This window comes from Halomonas organivorans (assembly GCF_014192055.1).
Classification (GTDB): domain Bacteria; phylum Pseudomonadota; class Gammaproteobacteria; order Pseudomonadales; family Halomonadaceae; genus Halomonas; species Halomonas organivorans.
Genome location: NZ_JACHXM010000028.1, coordinates 1 through 16,235, shown reverse-complemented (window position 1 = coordinate 16,235; position 16,235 = coordinate 1). Strand labels below are relative to the sequence as shown.

At 65.3% G+C, this 16,235-nt stretch carries 15 protein-coding genes; 4 read left to right on the top strand and 11 right to left on the bottom strand.

Annotated elements, in window-relative coordinates; all coding sequences use genetic code 11:
* Positions 1 to 8: 8 nt before the first annotated feature.
* The 6 genes from FHR96_RS18520 to FHR96_RS18495 all read right to left on the bottom strand — a co-directional run bounded on the left by FHR96_RS18520 (position 9) and on the right by FHR96_RS18495 (position 6,212).
* The gene (locus FHR96_RS18520) at positions 9 to 563 is read right to left on the bottom strand and encodes a DUF5943 domain-containing protein (protein WP_183389217.1); all 555 of its coding nucleotides are present in this window, start codon (positions 561 to 563) and stop codon (positions 9 to 11) included.
* Between the two features lie 148 nt (positions 564 to 711).
* Positions 712 to 1,689: a dipeptidase gene (locus FHR96_RS18515; RefSeq protein WP_183389216.1), complete on the bottom strand. Its 978-nt coding sequence runs from the start codon at positions 1,687 to 1,689 to the stop codon at positions 712 to 714.
* 170 nt (positions 1,690 to 1,859) lie between these two features.
* Positions 1,860 to 2,558 carry a monofunctional biosynthetic peptidoglycan transglycosylase gene (gene mtgA / locus FHR96_RS18510; RefSeq protein WP_183389215.1) on the bottom strand — a complete coding sequence of 233 codons (699 nt, stop codon included), beginning with the start codon at positions 2,556 to 2,558 and terminating at the stop codon, positions 1,860 to 1,862.
* An 87-nt stretch (positions 2,559 to 2,645) separates the two neighbouring features.
* Positions 2,646 to 3,785 (bottom strand): choline metabolism transcriptional regulator GbdR, encoded by a 1,140-nt coding sequence (gene gbdR, locus FHR96_RS18505; RefSeq protein ID WP_183389214.1) that lies wholly within the window; start codon positions 3,783 to 3,785, stop codon positions 2,646 to 2,648.
* A gap of 276 nt (positions 3,786 to 4,061) precedes the next feature.
* On the bottom strand, positions 4,062 to 4,919 hold the full coding sequence (gene fghA, locus FHR96_RS18500) for an S-formylglutathione hydrolase (protein ID WP_183389213.1): 858 nt from the start codon (positions 4,917 to 4,919) through the stop codon (positions 4,062 to 4,064).
* A gap of 183 nt (positions 4,920 to 5,102) precedes the next feature.
* Positions 5,103 to 6,212, bottom strand: a complete 1,110-nt coding sequence (locus FHR96_RS18495) for an S-(hydroxymethyl)glutathione dehydrogenase/class III alcohol dehydrogenase (protein ID WP_183389212.1) — start codon at positions 6,210 to 6,212, stop codon at positions 5,103 to 5,105.
* Between the two features lie 135 nt (positions 6,213 to 6,347).
* Between FHR96_RS18495 and FHR96_RS18490 the strand changes: the two genes are divergently transcribed.
* The gene (locus FHR96_RS18490; protein ID WP_183389211.1) at positions 6,348 to 7,253 is read left to right on the top strand and encodes a LysR family transcriptional regulator; all 906 of its coding nucleotides are present in this window, start codon (positions 6,348 to 6,350) and stop codon (positions 7,251 to 7,253) included.
* A gap of 66 nt (positions 7,254 to 7,319) precedes the next feature.
* Here FHR96_RS18490 and FHR96_RS18485 read toward each other — a convergent pair whose 3' ends face one another.
* Positions 7,320 to 8,699 (bottom strand): L-serine ammonia-lyase, encoded by a 1,380-nt coding sequence (locus tag FHR96_RS18485; RefSeq protein WP_183389210.1) that lies wholly within the window; start codon positions 8,697 to 8,699, stop codon positions 7,320 to 7,322.
* A 160-nt stretch (positions 8,700 to 8,859) separates the two neighbouring features.
* On the opposite strand from FHR96_RS18485, the gene FHR96_RS18480 reads away from it, so the two are divergent.
* Positions 8,860 to 9,825, top strand: a complete 966-nt coding sequence (locus FHR96_RS18480; protein ID WP_183389209.1) for a LysR substrate-binding domain-containing protein — start codon at positions 8,860 to 8,862, stop codon at positions 9,823 to 9,825.
* Between the two features lie 34 nt (positions 9,826 to 9,859).
* Positions 9,860 to 10,501, top strand: a complete 642-nt coding sequence (locus tag FHR96_RS18475; RefSeq protein ID WP_183389208.1) for a hypothetical protein — start codon at positions 9,860 to 9,862, stop codon at positions 10,499 to 10,501.
* 98 nt (positions 10,502 to 10,599) lie between these two features.
* On the opposite strand, the gene rpoD is transcribed toward FHR96_RS18475, so the two are convergent.
* The 4 genes from rpoD to rpsU form a co-directional block, all read right to left on the bottom strand.
* Complete coding sequence (gene rpoD, locus FHR96_RS18470) at positions 10,600 to 12,441, bottom strand: RNA polymerase sigma factor RpoD (RefSeq protein WP_183389207.1); 1,842 nt, start codon at positions 12,439 to 12,441, stop codon at positions 10,600 to 10,602.
* Positions 12,408 to 12,671, bottom strand: coding sequence for a hypothetical protein (locus FHR96_RS18465; protein WP_183389206.1), 264 nt, complete (start codon positions 12,669 to 12,671; stop codon positions 12,408 to 12,410). The genes rpoD and FHR96_RS18465 overlap by 34 nt, the downstream gene beginning before the upstream one ends.
* Before the next feature lie 6 nt (positions 12,672 to 12,677).
* Positions 12,678 to 14,504, bottom strand: coding sequence for a DNA primase (gene dnaG, locus FHR96_RS18460; protein WP_183389205.1), 1,827 nt, complete (start codon positions 14,502 to 14,504; stop codon positions 12,678 to 12,680).
* Between the two features lie 130 nt (positions 14,505 to 14,634).
* The gene (gene rpsU, locus FHR96_RS18455) at positions 14,635 to 14,850 is read right to left on the bottom strand and encodes a 30S ribosomal protein S21 (protein ID WP_013333229.1); all 216 of its coding nucleotides are present in this window, start codon (positions 14,848 to 14,850) and stop codon (positions 14,635 to 14,637) included.
* 271 nt (positions 14,851 to 15,121) lie between these two features.
* On the opposite strand from rpsU, the gene tsaD reads away from it, so the two are divergent.
* On the top strand, positions 15,122 to 16,150 hold the full coding sequence (gene tsaD / locus FHR96_RS18450; protein WP_183389204.1) for a tRNA (adenosine(37)-N6)-threonylcarbamoyltransferase complex transferase subunit TsaD: 1,029 nt from the start codon (positions 15,122 to 15,124) through the stop codon (positions 16,148 to 16,150).
* The last annotated feature ends 85 nt before the right edge of the window (positions 16,151 to 16,235 follow it).

Below are 16,235 nucleotides of genomic sequence, written 5' to 3'. Positions count from 1 at the left end.
AAGCTTCCTCAGCCCTGAGCGGAGTTGGAGAATGCGGCGGGACGGGTCACGAAGATGCCAACGTCGCAGCCTTCCTCGGCGCCGCTCTGGGTCTGCTCGGCGACGGTGCGCAGATCGCTGCCACGGGCGGCGAGGATCTGGTCCATGGCGCCGGCGAACCAGCCGGTGAACATGTATTCGATCTTGCGGCCCACCTTGCCCATCTGATAGACGAAGGCACTGTGCTCCAGTCGCACGCGGCAGGTACCCGCGTCGAGATCGATCTCTTCGGTGACGAACAGCCCCCAGCCGCGCTGGGAGAGGCGCTTCATGTAGTGCTCGAAGACCTCCACGCCCTCGAGGCCGTGGCACTCGGCTTCCTTCTCGCACCAGTGCCAGGCGCTCTTGTAGCCGGCCTGATAGAGAATCTCGGCATACTTGTCGGCGCCCAGGGCCTCTTCCACGGCGATATGGTTATTGATGAAGAAGTGCCGCGGCACGTAGAGCATGGGCAGCGCATCGGTGGTCCAGACGCCGGTCTCGGCATCCACTTCGATGGGCAGTGCGGGAGCCATCTTGGTCACGATCGTATTCCTCGAATTATCGTTATAAAAAGATAAGAAGTAAGAGGTAAGGGATAAGAATCAAGAAACGAGAAGTGAGAAGTCAGAGAAGGGGTAGAGAACAGCATCTTCTTACTTCCCTCTTCCCTCTTCCCCTTCGTTCTTGGTCCTAGCTGCCCCAGACGTCCTTCAGCACATTGACCCAGTTTTCACCCATGATCTTGCGCACCTGACGCTCGCTCATGCCGCGCTTCAGCAGTGCCTCGGTGAGATTGGGGAATTCGCCGATGGTACGGATGCCCTCGGGATTGATGATCTTGCCGAAGTTGGTCAGGCGACGGGCATAGCCCTTGTCGTGGGTCAGCCACTCGAAGAACTGCTTGTCGTGGCCCTGGGTGAAGTCGGTGCCGATGCCAATGGCATCCTCGCCGACGATGTTCATCACGTATTCGATGGCCTCGACGTAGTCGTCGACGGTGGCGTCAACGCCGGCGCGCAGGAAGGGAGTGAACATGGTCACGCCGACGAAGCCGCCGTTGTCGGCGATGAACCTGAGCTCTTCGTCGGACTTGTTGCGCGGGTGTTCCTTGAGCCCGGACGGCAGGCAGTGGGAGTAGCACACCGGCTTCTCGGAGGCCTCGATGACCTCGCGAGAGGTGTTTTCGCCGACGTGGGAGAGATCGCACATGATGCCCACACGGTTCATCTCGGCGACGATCTCGCGACCGAAGCCAGACAGCCCGCCGTCACGCTCGTAGCAGCCGGTACCGACCAGGTTCTGGGTGTTGTAGCACATCTGCACGATGCCCACGCCTAGCTTCTTGAAGATCTCGACGTAGCCGATCTGGTCCTCGAAGGCGTGGGCGTTCTGGAATCCGTAGATGATCCCGGTCTTGCCCTCTTCCTTGGCCCGGATGATGTCCGCGGTGGTACGGACCGGGCGCACCAGATCGCTGGACTCGGCCATCAGGGCGTCGGTCTTGACGATGTTGTCGACGGTGGCCTGGAAACCTTCCCAGACGGACACGGTGCAGTTGGCGGCCGTCAAGCCGCCCTTGCGCATGTCCTCGAACAGCTCGCGATTCCACTTGGCGATAATCAGGCCATCGATGACGATGGCATCCTGGTGCAGCTCGGCAGGGGTCATGGCGGGGGCTCCGTGGTGGTGCATGATCACGCCGGCAGCATATCCCCCACCCCGCGGGGCCCGGCGCCTGGAAGCGACCGGGAAAATTCCAAAAACGTCACGATCGTCGCGATCGCGACACGACGGGAAATCGGTGTCGCGTCAGGGCACTCTCGAGGCCACCGGACGCGTCAGAGTCGTTCGAGGTAAGCGGTGCCGAGGTTACGCATCTGGCCACGGATCCAGGCGCTGCGACCCAGCACGTGGGCACTGGGGCGGGAAGCGCTCCACCCCCGGGGGTTGGGCAGGATGGCGGCCAGCCGACTGGCCTGGACGGCACTGAGGCGGGACGCGGAGACACCGAAGTAATGCTGGGCCGCGGCCTCCAGGCCGAAGACCCCGTCGTCCCACTCGGCGATATTGAGATAGACCTCGAGGATCCGCTCCTTGGGCCAGAGCGTCTCGAGCAGCAGGGTGAACCAGGCTTCCAGCCCCTTGCGCACCCAACTGCGACCGGTCCACAGGAACAGGTTCTTGGCGGTCTGCTGACTGAGCGTACTGGCGCCGCGCAGGTCACCGCCGTCGAGACTGGCCTCGACGGCGCGGCGCAGCTCGACCAGGTCGAAACCGTGATGATCGGGGAAGCGCTGGTCTTCAGCGGCAATCACCGCCAGCTTGGCGGTATCGGCAAGTTCGGCCCAGGGGCGCCAATCCTGGCGGATATCCAGGGATTCACCGGCGCTCCAGGCTTCCACCTTGCGCTCGAGCATCACCATGGAACCGCCCACCGGCACCACCCGGAACATCAGTACCGCCAGCACGCTGAGCCCGATCCAGCCGAGCAGCGCGAGCCCCAGGGCCCGTGCCAGCCATCCTAGTCCTTTGCGCATCGCCTCCCGCCCGGAGCTCCGTGACCGCCAGGCGGGCGAGACGAGCGCTCACGGCATCCGTCGTCACCGAGGGCCGGGAAGGAGCTCCTAGTTCCTCAACCTGACACTGGCATAGGTCGGCTCGCCCCTGGCCTGATCCAGGGCGCTCATGGCCGCGGATACCGGTGCCTCGGGAACCGACTCGAACGAGGCGGACTGTAGCATGACGGCGGCCTCGCGGCCCAGTTCCACCGGCACCAGCTCGACGGCGCTGGATCCCAGCCGCTCGTCGCGAGGCGGGATACCGAAGTATTCCCGATAGCACTTGGAGAAATGCGGCGTGGAGACAAAGCCGCAGGCCGAAGCCACCTCGATGATCGACATCGGGGTCTGCTTGAGCAGTTGCCGGGCTCGCGTCAGGCGCAGCTTGAGATAGTAGCGCGACGGCGAGCAGTGCAGGTTCTTCTGGAACAGCCGCTCCAGCTGGCGGCGCGAGACGTTGACGTACTCGGCCAGCTCGTCGAGGCTGATCGGCTCCTCCAGGTTGGCCTCCATCAGCGCCACGATCTCCAGCAGCCGCGGCTGGGTCGTGCCGAGCACATGCTTGAGGGGCACGCGCTGCTGATCCTGCTCGTTGCGCACCCTGTCGTAGATGAACATTTCGGAGATGCCGGCGGCCAGCTCGCGACCGTGATCACGTGCGATCAGGGTCAGCATCATGTCCAGCGGCGCCGTGCCACCGGAGGAGGTCGCCCGCTCACGGTCGATGGAGAACAGTCGGGTGGTGAGCGACACCTTGGGAAAGGCTTCCTGCATGGCGGCCAGGCACTCCCAGTGCACGCTGGCCTCGAAGCCGTCGAGCAGCCCCGCCCGAGCCAGCGCCCAGGTGCCGGTGCACACCGCGCCAAGGCGACGCGACTGTCGCGCCTGGGACTGCAGCCAGGTGACGTGCTCGCGCTGCACGCTGCGCTGAGGTCCCACGCCGCCGCACACGATCACCGTATCCAGCGCCAACGGCACCGTGATCGAGGCGTCGGGCGTCACCTGAAGACCATCGCTGGCCTTCACCGGCCCGCCGTCGAGGCTCAGGGTATACCAGCGATAGAGTTCACGGCCCGCCAGTTGGTTGGCCATGCGCAGCGGCTCGATGGCCGACGCCAGCGAGATCAGGGTGAAGTTGTCCAGCAGCAGGAAGCCGAGGGTCTGGGGAACGGCGGCATTACGCGAGGCCTGAGGAGCGCTTGTCATCTTGGTCTCCAGCACGGTGTATATTGTCGTGTTCTTGTTATCGGACGGGGCTTTGCTTGATGTCTTGGAAAGAGCCACCTGTCGCTATCAGGCATGCTCATTGCGAAATTTACCCGCCATGTCGTTTTTCAGCATGTCAAATTTGCCTATCGGAGAATGGATTCCCGGTACATAGCGGCAATGAGTCGCGAACAAGCATGCCGATGACGCAGAGACACACGATGCGTGCAACGAAAAGCGCCGCCTGAAAGGCGGCGCGGCAGAAAGGGAAACGACTCAGCGTCGAGCGTGCAGATGCTCGGCGTGGTAGCGCAGATGGTCGTCGATGAAGCTGGCGATGAAGAAATAGCTGTGATCGTAGCCGGGCTGCCGACGCAGGGTCAGCGGATGATCATGCTCGGCGCACACCGCCTCCAGACGCTCGGGGCAGAGCTGCTCCTCGAGGAAGTCGTCGGCCTCGCCCTGGTCGACGAACAGCGGCTGACGGGAGGCCCCGCGGGCCACCAGTTCGCAGGCGTCGTACTGCGTCCAGTGGCTGACATCCTCGCCCAGATAGTTGCCGAAGGCCTTGCGCCCCCAGGGACACTGGGTCGGATTGACGACCGGTGCGAAGGCCGACACCGAGCGATAGTGCCCAGGACGGCGCAGGGCCAGGATCAGCGCACCATGGCCGCCCATGGAATGGCCGCTGATCGCCTCCCGGCCATTGACCGGGAAGTGCTGGCGCACCACCGAGGGCAGCTCCTCGGCCACGTAGTCGTACATCCGATAGTGGTCCTTCCACGGCGCCTGGGTGGCGTTGACGTAGAAGCCCGCGCCGGAACCGAAGTCGTAGCTGTCGTCTTCCCCCGGAAGGTTCAGCCCGCGGGGGCTGGTGTCCGGGCAGACGATGGCGATGCCCAGCTCGGCGGCCAGACGCTGGGCGCCGGCCTTCTGCATGAAGTTCTCGTCGGTACAGGTCAGTCCCGACAGCCACCACAGCAGCGGTACGCGCTCGGTTTCCGCTTGCGGCGGCAGGTAGATGGCGAAGGTCATCTCGCAATCGAGCGCCCGCGAGCGGTGCCGATAGCGCTTGTGCCAGCCGCCGAAGCTGCGGTTGGCCGAAACCAGCTCGAGGTGTTCGGTCATGGTCATGGGCGATTCCTCGTCGGATTCGCCCGGTGTCGTGGGCGCATCGATCGATGCAGCATCCGCGACACCGGGCACGGGTCGGTCAAGAGAAGAGGCGCGGCATCGGGCGCGTATTGCGCATCGAGCCCTTCGCGCGGTATCGGGCGCGCGTTGCGTATCGAGCCCTTCGCGCGGCCTCGGGCGCGATCAAAAGTGCAGCACGGTGCGGATACTCTCGCCCTTGTGCAGCAGCTCGAAGGCCTCGTTGATCTTCTCGAACGGCATGTCGTGGGTGATGAAGTCGTCGATGTTGATCTCACCCTTCATGTAGCGATCCACGTAGCCCGGCAGCTCGGTGCGACCCTTGACGCCACCGAAGGCAGAGCCTTTCCAGACCCGACCGGTGACCAGCTGGAACGGACGAGTGGAGATCTCCTCGCCGGCACCGGCGACACCGATGATCACCGACTCGCCCCAGCCCTTGTGGCAGCACTCCAGGGCAGAGCGCATGACGTTGACGTTACCGATGCACTCGAAGGAATAGTCGACGCCACCGTCGGTCATGTCGACGATGACCTGCTGGATGGAGTCGCTGTAGTCCTTCGGATTGACGAACTCGGTGGCGCCGAACTGCTTGGCCAGCTCGAACTTCTCCGGGTTCACGTCGATGGCAATGATGCGGCTGGCCTTGGCCATGACCGCACCCTGGATCACGGCCAGGCCGATGGCACCGAGGCCGAACACCGCCACGGTGGCGCCCGGCTCGACCTTGGCGGTGTTCATGACCGCACCGATGCCGGTGGTCACGCCACAGCCGAGCAGGCAGATCTTGTCCAGCGGCGCTTCCTTCGACACCACGGCCAGGGACACCTCGGGGACCACGGTGTACTCGCTGAAGGTGGAAGTCCCCATGTAATGGTGGAGCGGCTTGCCCTCCAGGGAGAAACGGCTGGTGCCGTCGGGCATCACGCCCTTGCCCTGTGTCGCACGCACCGCACCGCACAGGTTGGTCTTGCCGGACAGGCAGAACTTGCACTTGCCGCACTCGGCGGTATAGAGCGGAATGACATGGTCGCCGGGGCGCAGACTGGTGACGCCTTCGCCTACTTCCTCGACGATGCCGGCGCCCTCGTGGCCCAGCACGGAGGGGAAAAGCCCCTCCGGGTCGGACCCGGACAGCGTGTAGGCGTCGGTATGGCAGACGCTGGTGGCGGCCATGCGCACCAGCACTTCGCCGGCCTTGGGGCCCTCGACGTCGATCTCGGTCAGCTCGAGCGGCTTGCCCGCTTCCAGGGCGACGGCGGCACGTGACTTCATGATTCACTCCTCTCAATGGGGTTGGCCTTCCCACAGTCTAGGCAAGACCGCATACTCGGATAAACTGCACTAAACGCATGACATTGTTGCCACCTGACAACAATCCAGCGCACCGCTCATCGGAGGACACACCGTATGCAACGCTGGGACCGCGTCGAGGCCTTCATCGAAGTCGTTCGCCTGGGCGCCTTCAAGGCCGCCGCCGAACGCCTCAAGGTCTCGAGCTCCCACGTCAGCCGCCTGGTCAGCCAGCTGGAAAACCAGCTGGGCACCACCCTGCTCTATCGCACCACGCGGCGGATTCGTCTCACCGAGGCCGGGCAGCTCTACTACCAGCACTGTCAGCACCTGTTCGAGGGCTTCCGCGAGGCCGAAACCGCGGTCAAGGAACTTCAGGACACCCCCACCGGCCTGCTGAGCCTGACCTGTGCCACCACCTTCGGCGAACGCTTCATCGCGCCGCTGGTACACGACTTCATGTGCGCCAATCCGCGGCTCGAGGTGCGCATGCACTTCACCAACCGCCAGGTGGACATCATCGACGAGGGCTTCGACATCGCCATCCGCATGGGCCGGCTGAAAGACTCCTCGCTGATCGCCCGGCGCCTGTGCGAGCGGCGCGAGTACGTGGTCGGCGCGCCCGCCTACTTCACCCGGATCGCCCAGCCCCATAGCCTCTCGGAGCTGTCCCGCCACCGCTGCCTGGTTGGCTCGCGGGACTACTGGCGCTTCGACGTCGACGGCGTGCGCCGCGACATCCGCGTCGACGGCCCGCTGAGCGGCAACTCCGGCCCGGCGCTGCTCGATGCCGCCCTGAAGGGCCTGGGGGTGGCCCAGTTGCCCGACTACTATGTCGAGGAGCACCTGGCCCGCGGCGCGCTGATCAGCGTGCTCGACGCCTATCGCCACGGCGACACGGCGGTGTGGGCCGTCTATCCCCGCCATCGCCACCGCTCGGCCAAGGTCCAGCACTTTCTCGACTACCTGGTCGCCCATATCGGCGAGACGCTGCCGCCACGCGGCCCCCGACACGAGACATAAAAAAAGGCGCGCCACCGGAGTGACGCGCCAGGCAGGACGGCATGCACCGCCCGACAAAGAGATCGTTCAGCACTCGATAGCGTTGACCGCCAGGCCGCCCTTGGAGGTTTCCTTGTACTTCTCCTGCATGTCGGCGCCGGTATCGCGCATGGTGCGAATGGCCTTGTCCAGCGAGATGAAGTGCTCGCCGTCGCCGCGCAGGGCCATCTGGGTGGCGTTGATCGCCTTCACCGAGGCGATGGCATTGCGTTCGATGCAGGGTACCTGCACCAGGCCGCCTACCGGGTCGCAGGTCAGCCCCAGATTGTGCTCCAGGCCGATCTCGGCGGCGTTCTCGACCTGGGCCGGGGAGCCGCCCAGCACCTCGGTGAGGCCGGCGGCGGCCATGGCGCAGGCGGAGCCCACCTCGCCCTGGCAGCCCACCTCGGCACCTGAGATGGAGGCGTTCTTCTTGCACAGGATGCCTACCGCGGCGGCGGTGAGCAGGAAATCCACCACGCAGCGCTCGTCGGCGCCCTGCTGGAACTTCATGTAGTAGTGCAGCACCGCCGGAATGATGCCTGCCGCACCGTTGGTGGGCGCGGTGACCATGCGCCCGCCGGCGGCGTTCTCCTCGTTGACCGCCAGGGCGTAGACGTTGACCCAGTCCATTGCCGAAAAGGTGGTGGAAATCAGGTTGGTGTCGCTTTCCAGCGCCTCCAGGCGACGATGCAGCGCCGCGGCACGACGCTTGACGTTGAGCCCCCCCGGCAACACGCCTTCGCCCTCGAAGCCCTTCTGCACGCAGGCTTGCATGGCTTCCCAGATGCGCCACAGGCCGGCACGGACCTCGGCTTCGTCGCGCCAGGCCTTCTCGTTTTCCATCATCAGCTCGCTGATGCGCAGGCCGTGCAGGCGACACAGCGCCAGCAGTTCAGCGGCACTGTTGAAATCGTAGGGTAGCGCCGTGGTGTCGGAATCCAGCTCGCCGCTGGCCGCCTGCTGCTCATCGACGACGAAGCCACCGCCCACCGAGTAGTAGACGTTGCGATAGAGCTCCTCGGCGTGGCCGTGGGCTATCAGGGTCATGGCGTTGGGGTGATAAGGCAGGCTCTCGTCGTGCCACTGCAGGTCCCGGGTCCACAGGAAGGGAATCGCCAGGCGACCGTCGAGCAGCAGGGTCTGGGACTCCAGCAACTCCTCGATGCAGGGCGAGACGATGGCAGGATCGACGCACTCCGGGCGCTCGCCCATCAGCCCCATGATGGTGGCGCGGTCGGTGCCGTGCCCCTTGCCAGTCGAGGACAGAGAACCGTGCAGATGCACTTCGACCCGGGCCACCCGCTCCAGCAAATCCCTGCCACGCAGGGCCTGGACGAAGTCGTAGGCCGCCCGCATCGGGCCGACGGTGTGGGAACTTGAAGGACCGATACCGATCTTGAACAGGTCGAAGACGCTGATTGCCATGGGAAGAACCTCGTGTCGGGCCCGGATCACGCCGGAAACGCCTTATTGTCAGTTACACTAAAGCCAGCTGGCCTTCGCTTGCGTTGAGGCTTAATGTTGTCGCCACTTCGTCACGACGACAATCCACAATATCTTGCCCACAGTATAGAATCGCTAAACCATGAGCCGACTCCTTAACTCCCAGACCCATGCCTGGCTGAAGGTCTTCGCGGTCAGCGCCCGACACCTATCCTTCACCCGGGCAGCGGAGGAACTCCACGTCACCACCGGCGCCGTGAGCCAGCAGATCAAGCAGCTCGAGGATCGCCTTGGCTTCAAGCTGTTCCGACGCCTGCCACGCCAGCTGGCCCTGACCGAGGAAGGCAGGCGTCTCGCCGCGGTGGTCGAGGAGGCCTACCAGGCAGTGGGGCTCGAGGTGAAACGGCTTCGCAGCGGCGTGATGAGCGGCATCATCCGCCTGCGCGTGGTGCCCTCCTTTCTCAACAAGTGGCTGATGCCGCGCCTGCCGCGGCTGCAGGCCCGATTCCCTGACATCGAGCTGCACATCATCGCCGAAGACAGCAGCACCTCGCTGCGCGAGGGTGACTTCGACCTGGCCCTGGACCTCAACGATGGCCACTATCCGGGGATGTCCATCACGCCACTGATGGAGGAGACGATATTCCCGGTCTGCGCGCCTTCGCTGATGCGCGGCCGCCCGCCGCTGCGTCGTCCGGAAGACCTGGCATGGTATCCGCTGCTGCACGACGTCACCGCCTGGCGCGGCAGCCATGACTACGGCGAATGGGAACACTACCTCCAGGCCATCGGCGCACCGCGGCTCAACGTACGCCGCGGTTATACCTTCAATCGCAATCACCTGACCATGGAAGCCGCGCTGGCCGGCATGGGCGTGGCCATCGCTCGCCAGACCCTGATCACCAACGAGCTGGATACCGGCGCGCTGGTGGTACCCTTCGCACAGCGCGTCGCCACCGGCATGCATTACGGTATCGTGCATGCCGCCGGCTCGCTGGACGACCGCCGAGTGCTGGCGGTGCACGACTGGCTGCTGGAGGAAGCCCAGCGTCAGGGTCGCTCGCGGCATCCCGTGGTAGCAGACGGCAATACAATAGAGAGGATATAATGAGCCAGCTAAATACATCACCGGCCCAATCCTCATGCCCGACCAATCTGCCGACCGCATCGGCTTCCGCGCCCTCTGTTTGCGCGGCCTCGCTTACCTGCTGCTGATCGCCGCCCTGCTTCAGGGCGTCCTCTATGAGGCCAACCAACTGGGCGTCATGCGCTTCTCGGAGTCAGGCTTCACCGAGATCGCCCAGACCCTGCTGCTGCTCGGCGCCACCGCGCTGGTGCTGATGACCCGCCGCCTCGACCACCAGTGGCCCCATGTCACCCTGCTGCTACTGGGACTGCTGGGCGCCTCGCTGATACGCGAGCAGGATGCCTGGCTCGATGCCTACGTCTTCGACGGCGCCTGGGAGCTGCTGGTCACGCTGCTGGTGGTACCCATCCTGCTGATAGTCCTCCGCGGTCGCCTCTCCTTCGCTGCCGAACTGGAACGCTATGCCGCCACCTTTTCCGGCGGCCTGTTCGCCGCCGGCTTCCTCGCCACCTACGTGTTCTCGCGCCTCTACGGTCGCAGCGATCTGTGGCAAGCCATTCTTGGCGAGCACTACCTGCGCATCGTCAAGGATGCCGCCGAGGAGGTTACCGAACTGTTCGGCTGCACCCTGCTACTGCTGGCCATGCTGGAACTGTGGCTGATGGTGAAGCGACGGCAGCGCCGAGCGGCGAACTGATCGCCTCGCACCGCCCTAGAACGACGATGACCGACCCAGAACGACGATGCCCGCGGAATATCCGCGGGCATCGTCGTTGAGAAGCGCTGAACGCCGGCCTACTCGTCGAGGAAGGAACGCAGCGGTTCGGAGCGCGACGGATGGCGAAGCTTGCGCAGCGCCTTGGCCTCGATCTGACGGATCCGCTCGCGGGTCACGTCGAACTGCTTGCCGACCTCTTCCAGGGTATGGTCGGTGTTCATGTCGATACCGAAGCGCATGCGCAGCACCTTGGCCTCGCGGGCGGTGAGACCGCCGAGCACGTTGCGGGTGGCTTCGATCAGCCCCTCGCCGGTGGCCGAGTCGATGGGCAGCACCATGGTGCCGTCCTCGATGAAGTCGCCCAGGTGCGAGTCGTCGTCGTCACCGATCGGCGTTTCCATGGAGATCGGCTCCTTGGCGATCTTGAGCACCTTGCGCACCTTGTCCTCAGGCATCTCGAGACGCTCACCCAGCTCCTCGGGGGTCGGCTCGCGCCCCATTTCCTGGAGCATCTGCCGGGACACCCGGTTGAGCTTGTTGATGGTCTCGATCATGTGCACCGGAATACGGATGGTGCGCGCCTGGTCGGCGATGGAGCGAGTGATCGCCTGGCGGATCCACCAGGTCGCATAGGTGGAGAACTTGTAGCCGCGACGATACTCGAACTTGTCCACCGCCTTCATCAGGCCGATATTGCCTTCCTGGATCAGATCCAGGAACTGCAGCCCGCGGTTGGTATACTTCTTGGCGATCGAGATCACCAGGCGAAGGTTGGCCTCGACCATCTCCTTCTTGGCCCGGCGCGCCTTGGCCTCACCGATGGACAGGCGACGGTTGACCTCCTTGATCTCGGGCACCGGCAGCAGGATCATCTCTTCCTCGAAGGCGATCTTGCGCTGAGCCCGCTGGATGTCTCCCTTGAACACGGCCAGCTTGTCGGCGTACTTGGCGTTGTCGGACATGAAGTCGTCGAGCCAGTCCAGACGCGACTCGTTGCCGGGGAACGCCTTGATGAAGGTCTTGCGCGGCACCTTGGCTTTCTTGACGCACAGCTGCATCACCGACTTTTCCTGGGCACGCACCTGCTCGACGCTGATGCGCACCTGGCCGACCAGGCGCTCGAAGTGCTTGGGTACCAGCTTGATCGGCGAGAACAGCTCGGCTAGACGAGCCAGCTCGGCCTGCGCCGACGCGGAGCCACGCCCCTCGGCCTCGATGGCGCGCTGCGCCGCCGCGTTCTGCTCGCGGATCTGCTCGAAGCGGGCACGAGCCTCTTCCGGATCCGGACCGCCGCCGCTATCGTCTTCTTCCTCGGCGTCTTCGTCGTCCTCGTCGGCATCGCCTTCGGCCACCTCGGGCTCTTCGGCCACTTCCGCCTCGGCGACGCCGGGAATACCCTCGTCGGGATCGATGAAGCCCGAGAACAGGTCGGACAGGCGACCCGGAGCCTCTTCATCCTGGGTGGCGTCATAGGCCTCGAGAATCGACTCCACGGCGCCCGGCAGGTAGGCCAGCGCGGACATGACCTCGCGCGTGCCCTCCTCGATGCGCTTGGCGATCTCGATTTCGCCCTCGCGGGTCAGCAGTTCCACGGTCCCCATCTCGCGCATGTACATGCGCACCGGATCCGTGGTTCGGCCCACATCGCTCTCCACCGCCGCCAGGGCGGCCACGGCCTCCTCGGCGGCCGACTCATCGGTGGAGTGATCGGCCATCATCAGCGTGTCTTCATCGGGCGCTTCCTCGACGACATTGATACCCATGTCGTTGATCATGCCGATGATGTCTTCCACCTGATCGGGGTCGGCGATATCCTCGGGAAGATGGTCGTTGACCTCGGCATAGGTCAGGAAGCCCTGTTCCTTGCCGCGCGCGATCAACTCCTTCAGACGTGACTGCTGCTGCGCATTTCCAGCCATAGAAACCCTATCTCGACGAAGAAGAATGAAGCACCTGAAGCACTGAGGCGGAGAAAAAACTCGATAAGCCGAACAGTATAGCGGGTGTGACCGCTCGATTGCCAGTTCGGTGTATTTGCGCGGTCATTCAGGTGTGTTAGGTTGTCAGGTTGCGCCCCGCTCGGGTGACGCTGCTGTAATATGGTGATGGTAGGAGGAAATTCAACCCCGCCGCCAATTTCCTGGCGCATAAGGCCTCAGGTCTTCAGCTCCATCAACAGTTCGTTCAGCCGCCGGCGCTCCTCCTGCGACAGCCGCTCCCCGGCCTGCGTCCGTGCCAGCAGGGCGTCATACTCCTCCTGCGGCGACCGCTGTCGGCGATGGCGCTGGAAGTAGGCGACCCAGTTGTCAAGCTCGGCGCCTCGCACTCCCTTGGGCACCAGCGGCGCCTGGCGCGCCAAGGCCGCCAAGCGCTCGCCTTCCGGCGTGCCATGGAAGTGCGCCAGCAACACCTGGGCACTGCGATAGCCCCCGGCCTTGAGCAAGCGCACCACCTCGCGACACAGCGAGGCCTCGGGATCGGCCTGGTCGCACCAGTCATCGTCCTCGGGCAGACGCTCGACCAGCGCCGGCTCATGCACCAGCAACTGCAAGGCGCGCGCCATCCGCCCCATCGACGACTGCCGCCGACCGGTCTCCAGCGGCCGCTCCTCCGACGGCGGCGCCGAGGGCATGTCGCCTCCCGGCGGCAATTCGGCGGACGGCGCCGTCTCGGTCGCGCCGCGGGACATCAATGCCTCGAAGCTTGACTGGTCGACGCCGGTGCGCCGCGAGAGTTCCGTCAGCAGCAGCGACTTCATCACCCCCTCGGGTAGCCGACCGATCGCTCCCAGCACCTGGCTGGCGAAGCGCTCGCGCTCCTCGAGGCGATCGAGGTCACGCCCTTGCGCGGCGTGCTCGAAGAGGTACTCCGACAGCGGGCTGGCACACGTCACCCGATCCTCGAAGCCCGCCGGGCCTTCACGACGCACCAGGGTATCCGGATCCTCGCCCTCAGGCAGGAACAGGAAACGCGCCTGGCGGCCGTCGATCATCTGCGGCAGCACCGTCTCCAGCGCCCGACTTGCCGCCTGGCGACCGGCCCGGTCGCCGTCGAAGCAGAACACCACCTCGTCGACCATGCGGAACAACCGCCCCAGGTGATCCTCGGTGGTGGCCGTTCCCAGGGTGGCCACCGCGTTGCGGATGCCGAACTGGGCGAGCGCCACCACGTCCATGTAGCCCTCGACGATCACCAGCCGCTCGAGGCGCGGATTGGCCTGGCGCGCCTCGTAAAGCCCATAGAGCTCGCGCCCCTTGTGGAAGACCGGCGTCTCCGGGGAGTTCAGGTACTTGGGCTTGGCATCGCCCAGCACCCGACCGCCGAAGGCAATGGTTCTCCCACGGATATCGCGAATCGGGAAGATCACTCGATCGCGAAAGCGGTCATAGCTGCGCCCGCTGTCTTCGCGGTGCACCAGCAGGCCGTACTCGATCTGCACCGCATCGGCGATGCCGCGCTCGCCGAGATGGCGCTTCAGCGACTCCCAGCCGCCGGGGGCATAGCCGATGCCGAAATCACGCACGACCTCCGGCGACAGCCCGCGGCGTTCCAGGTACTCGCGAGCGCCTTGCCCTTCCGGCATGCGCAAACGCTCTCGGAAGAAGCTCGCCGAGAGCTCGAGCAGGTTAACGCCTTCCTTGCGCTTGCGCTCACGCGCCTGGGCTCGCGGATCGTCGGCCCCCTCTCGAGGCACCTCGAGCCCCAAGCGAGCCGCCAGCTGCTCCACCGCTTCGGGGAAGCGCAGCTTGTCGTACTCCATCAAGAAGCGCAGCGCGTTGCCGTGGGCGCCGCAGCCGAAGCAATGATAGAACTGCTTGTCGGCGCTGACGGTGAACGACGGCGACTTTTCCTGATGGAAGGGGCAAAGCCCCGAATGGTTGCGCCCGGCCTTCTTGAGCTTGACCCGCTCGCCGACCACCTCGACCACGTCGACGCGGGCCAGCAGGTCATCGATGAATCGTTGCGGGATCTGACCGGTCATCAGGCAATCCAGATGAGCTTGAGAACCACGGCGCCGAAAACGGGCGCAAAAACAAGCGGCCACCGATCGGCGGCCGCTTGGCGTCCCTCCCGAGTCGACCCGCTAGCGAGCCGGCCGACCCCAGTACGGATCAATAGAGCCGTTCGAAACGCTTGCGCTCACGCTGAAGCTTCTTGGCGTGACGCTTGACGGCAGCAGCCGCCTTGCGCTTGCGCTCTGCGGTCGGCTTCTCGTACTGCTCGCGACGGCGAACCTCCGAGAGAACACCGGCTTTTTCACAGGAACGCTTGAAGCGACGCAGCGCGACGTCAAACGGCTCGTTATCGCGTACTTTGACAGAAGGCATTAAGCACTCACCTACCTTGGAAAACTTGAGTTCGGTTTGAACGCACGCCTTCCGGGGGCCGATCGCATCCCAACTCGACGCCGGCGAAAAACGCTCGCGGAGGTGACGACGGGAACACGATCATTGCCCTGGGCGCACGACCCAGTCTTGCAGCGCACAGCATTCTAGTCGTCGCGCGGTCGCCATGCAAACCGTTTCGCCCCCGAGCCCCTGCCGCGAGCCGACCAAAAGGCGTAGAATGCCGCCATTTCCGCAGCACCGAGCCATCACCATGCGCGTACTGGGCATCGAGACCTCCTGCGACGAGACCGGCGTCGCCCTCTATGATACCGAGCGCGGCCTCGCGGCCGACGCCCTCCACAGCCAGATCGCCATGCACGCCGAATACGGCGGCGTGGTGCCGGAGCTGGCCAGCCGCGACCATACCCGCCGCCTGCTGCCGCTGATCCAGCGGGTGCTCGACGACGCCGGCACGGCCCGCGGCGAGCTCGATGCCATCGCCTATACCGCCGGCCCCGGCCTGGTCGGGGCGCTGATGGTCGGCGCCAGCACCGCCCACGGCCTGGCCCGGGCGCTCGGCATTCCGGTGCTCGGCGTGCACCACATGGAGGGCCACCTTCTCGCCCCGATGCTCGAGGACGCCCCGCCGGCCTTCCCCTTCGTGGCCCTGCTGGTCTCCGGCGGCCATACCCAACTGGTGGAGGTCGCGGGCCTCGGCCGCTATCGGCTGCTCGGCGAATCGGTGGACGATGCCGCCGGCGAGGCCTTCGACAAGGCCGCCAAGATGCTCGGCCTGGACTATCCGGGCGGCCCCGCCGTGGCGCGCCTCGCCGAGGCCGGCGACCCGACGCGCTGGCGTTTCCCGCGGCCGATGACCGACCGGCCCGGCCTCGATTTCAGCTTCTCCGGGCTCAAGACCCACACCCTGACCGCGATTCGCCGGCTCGAAGCCGACGGCAAGCTTGACGAGACAGCCCGCGCCGACGTGGCCCGCGCCTTCGAGGAAGCGGTGGTCGATACCCTGGTCATCAAGTGCCGCCGCGCCCTCGACCAGACCGGCCTCAAGCGCCTGGTGGTGGCCGGCGGCGTCAGCGCCAACGCCCGCCTGCGCGAGCGCCTTGGTCAGGCCGCCGCCAAGCGCGGCGCCGAGGTGTTCTACCCCCGCGGCCGCTTCTGCACCGACAACGGCGCGATGATCGCCTACGTGGGGGCCCAGCGCCTGCTCGCCGGGGAACGCGACGAGCTCGGCCAGATGCAGGCCGTGCCGCGCTGGCCGATGGAAACCCTTCGGGAGCCGTAAGCTGGAAGCTGGAAGCTGGAAGCTGGAAGCTGGAAGCTGGAAGCTGGAAGCTGGAAGCTGGAAGCTGGAAGCTGGAAGCTGGAAG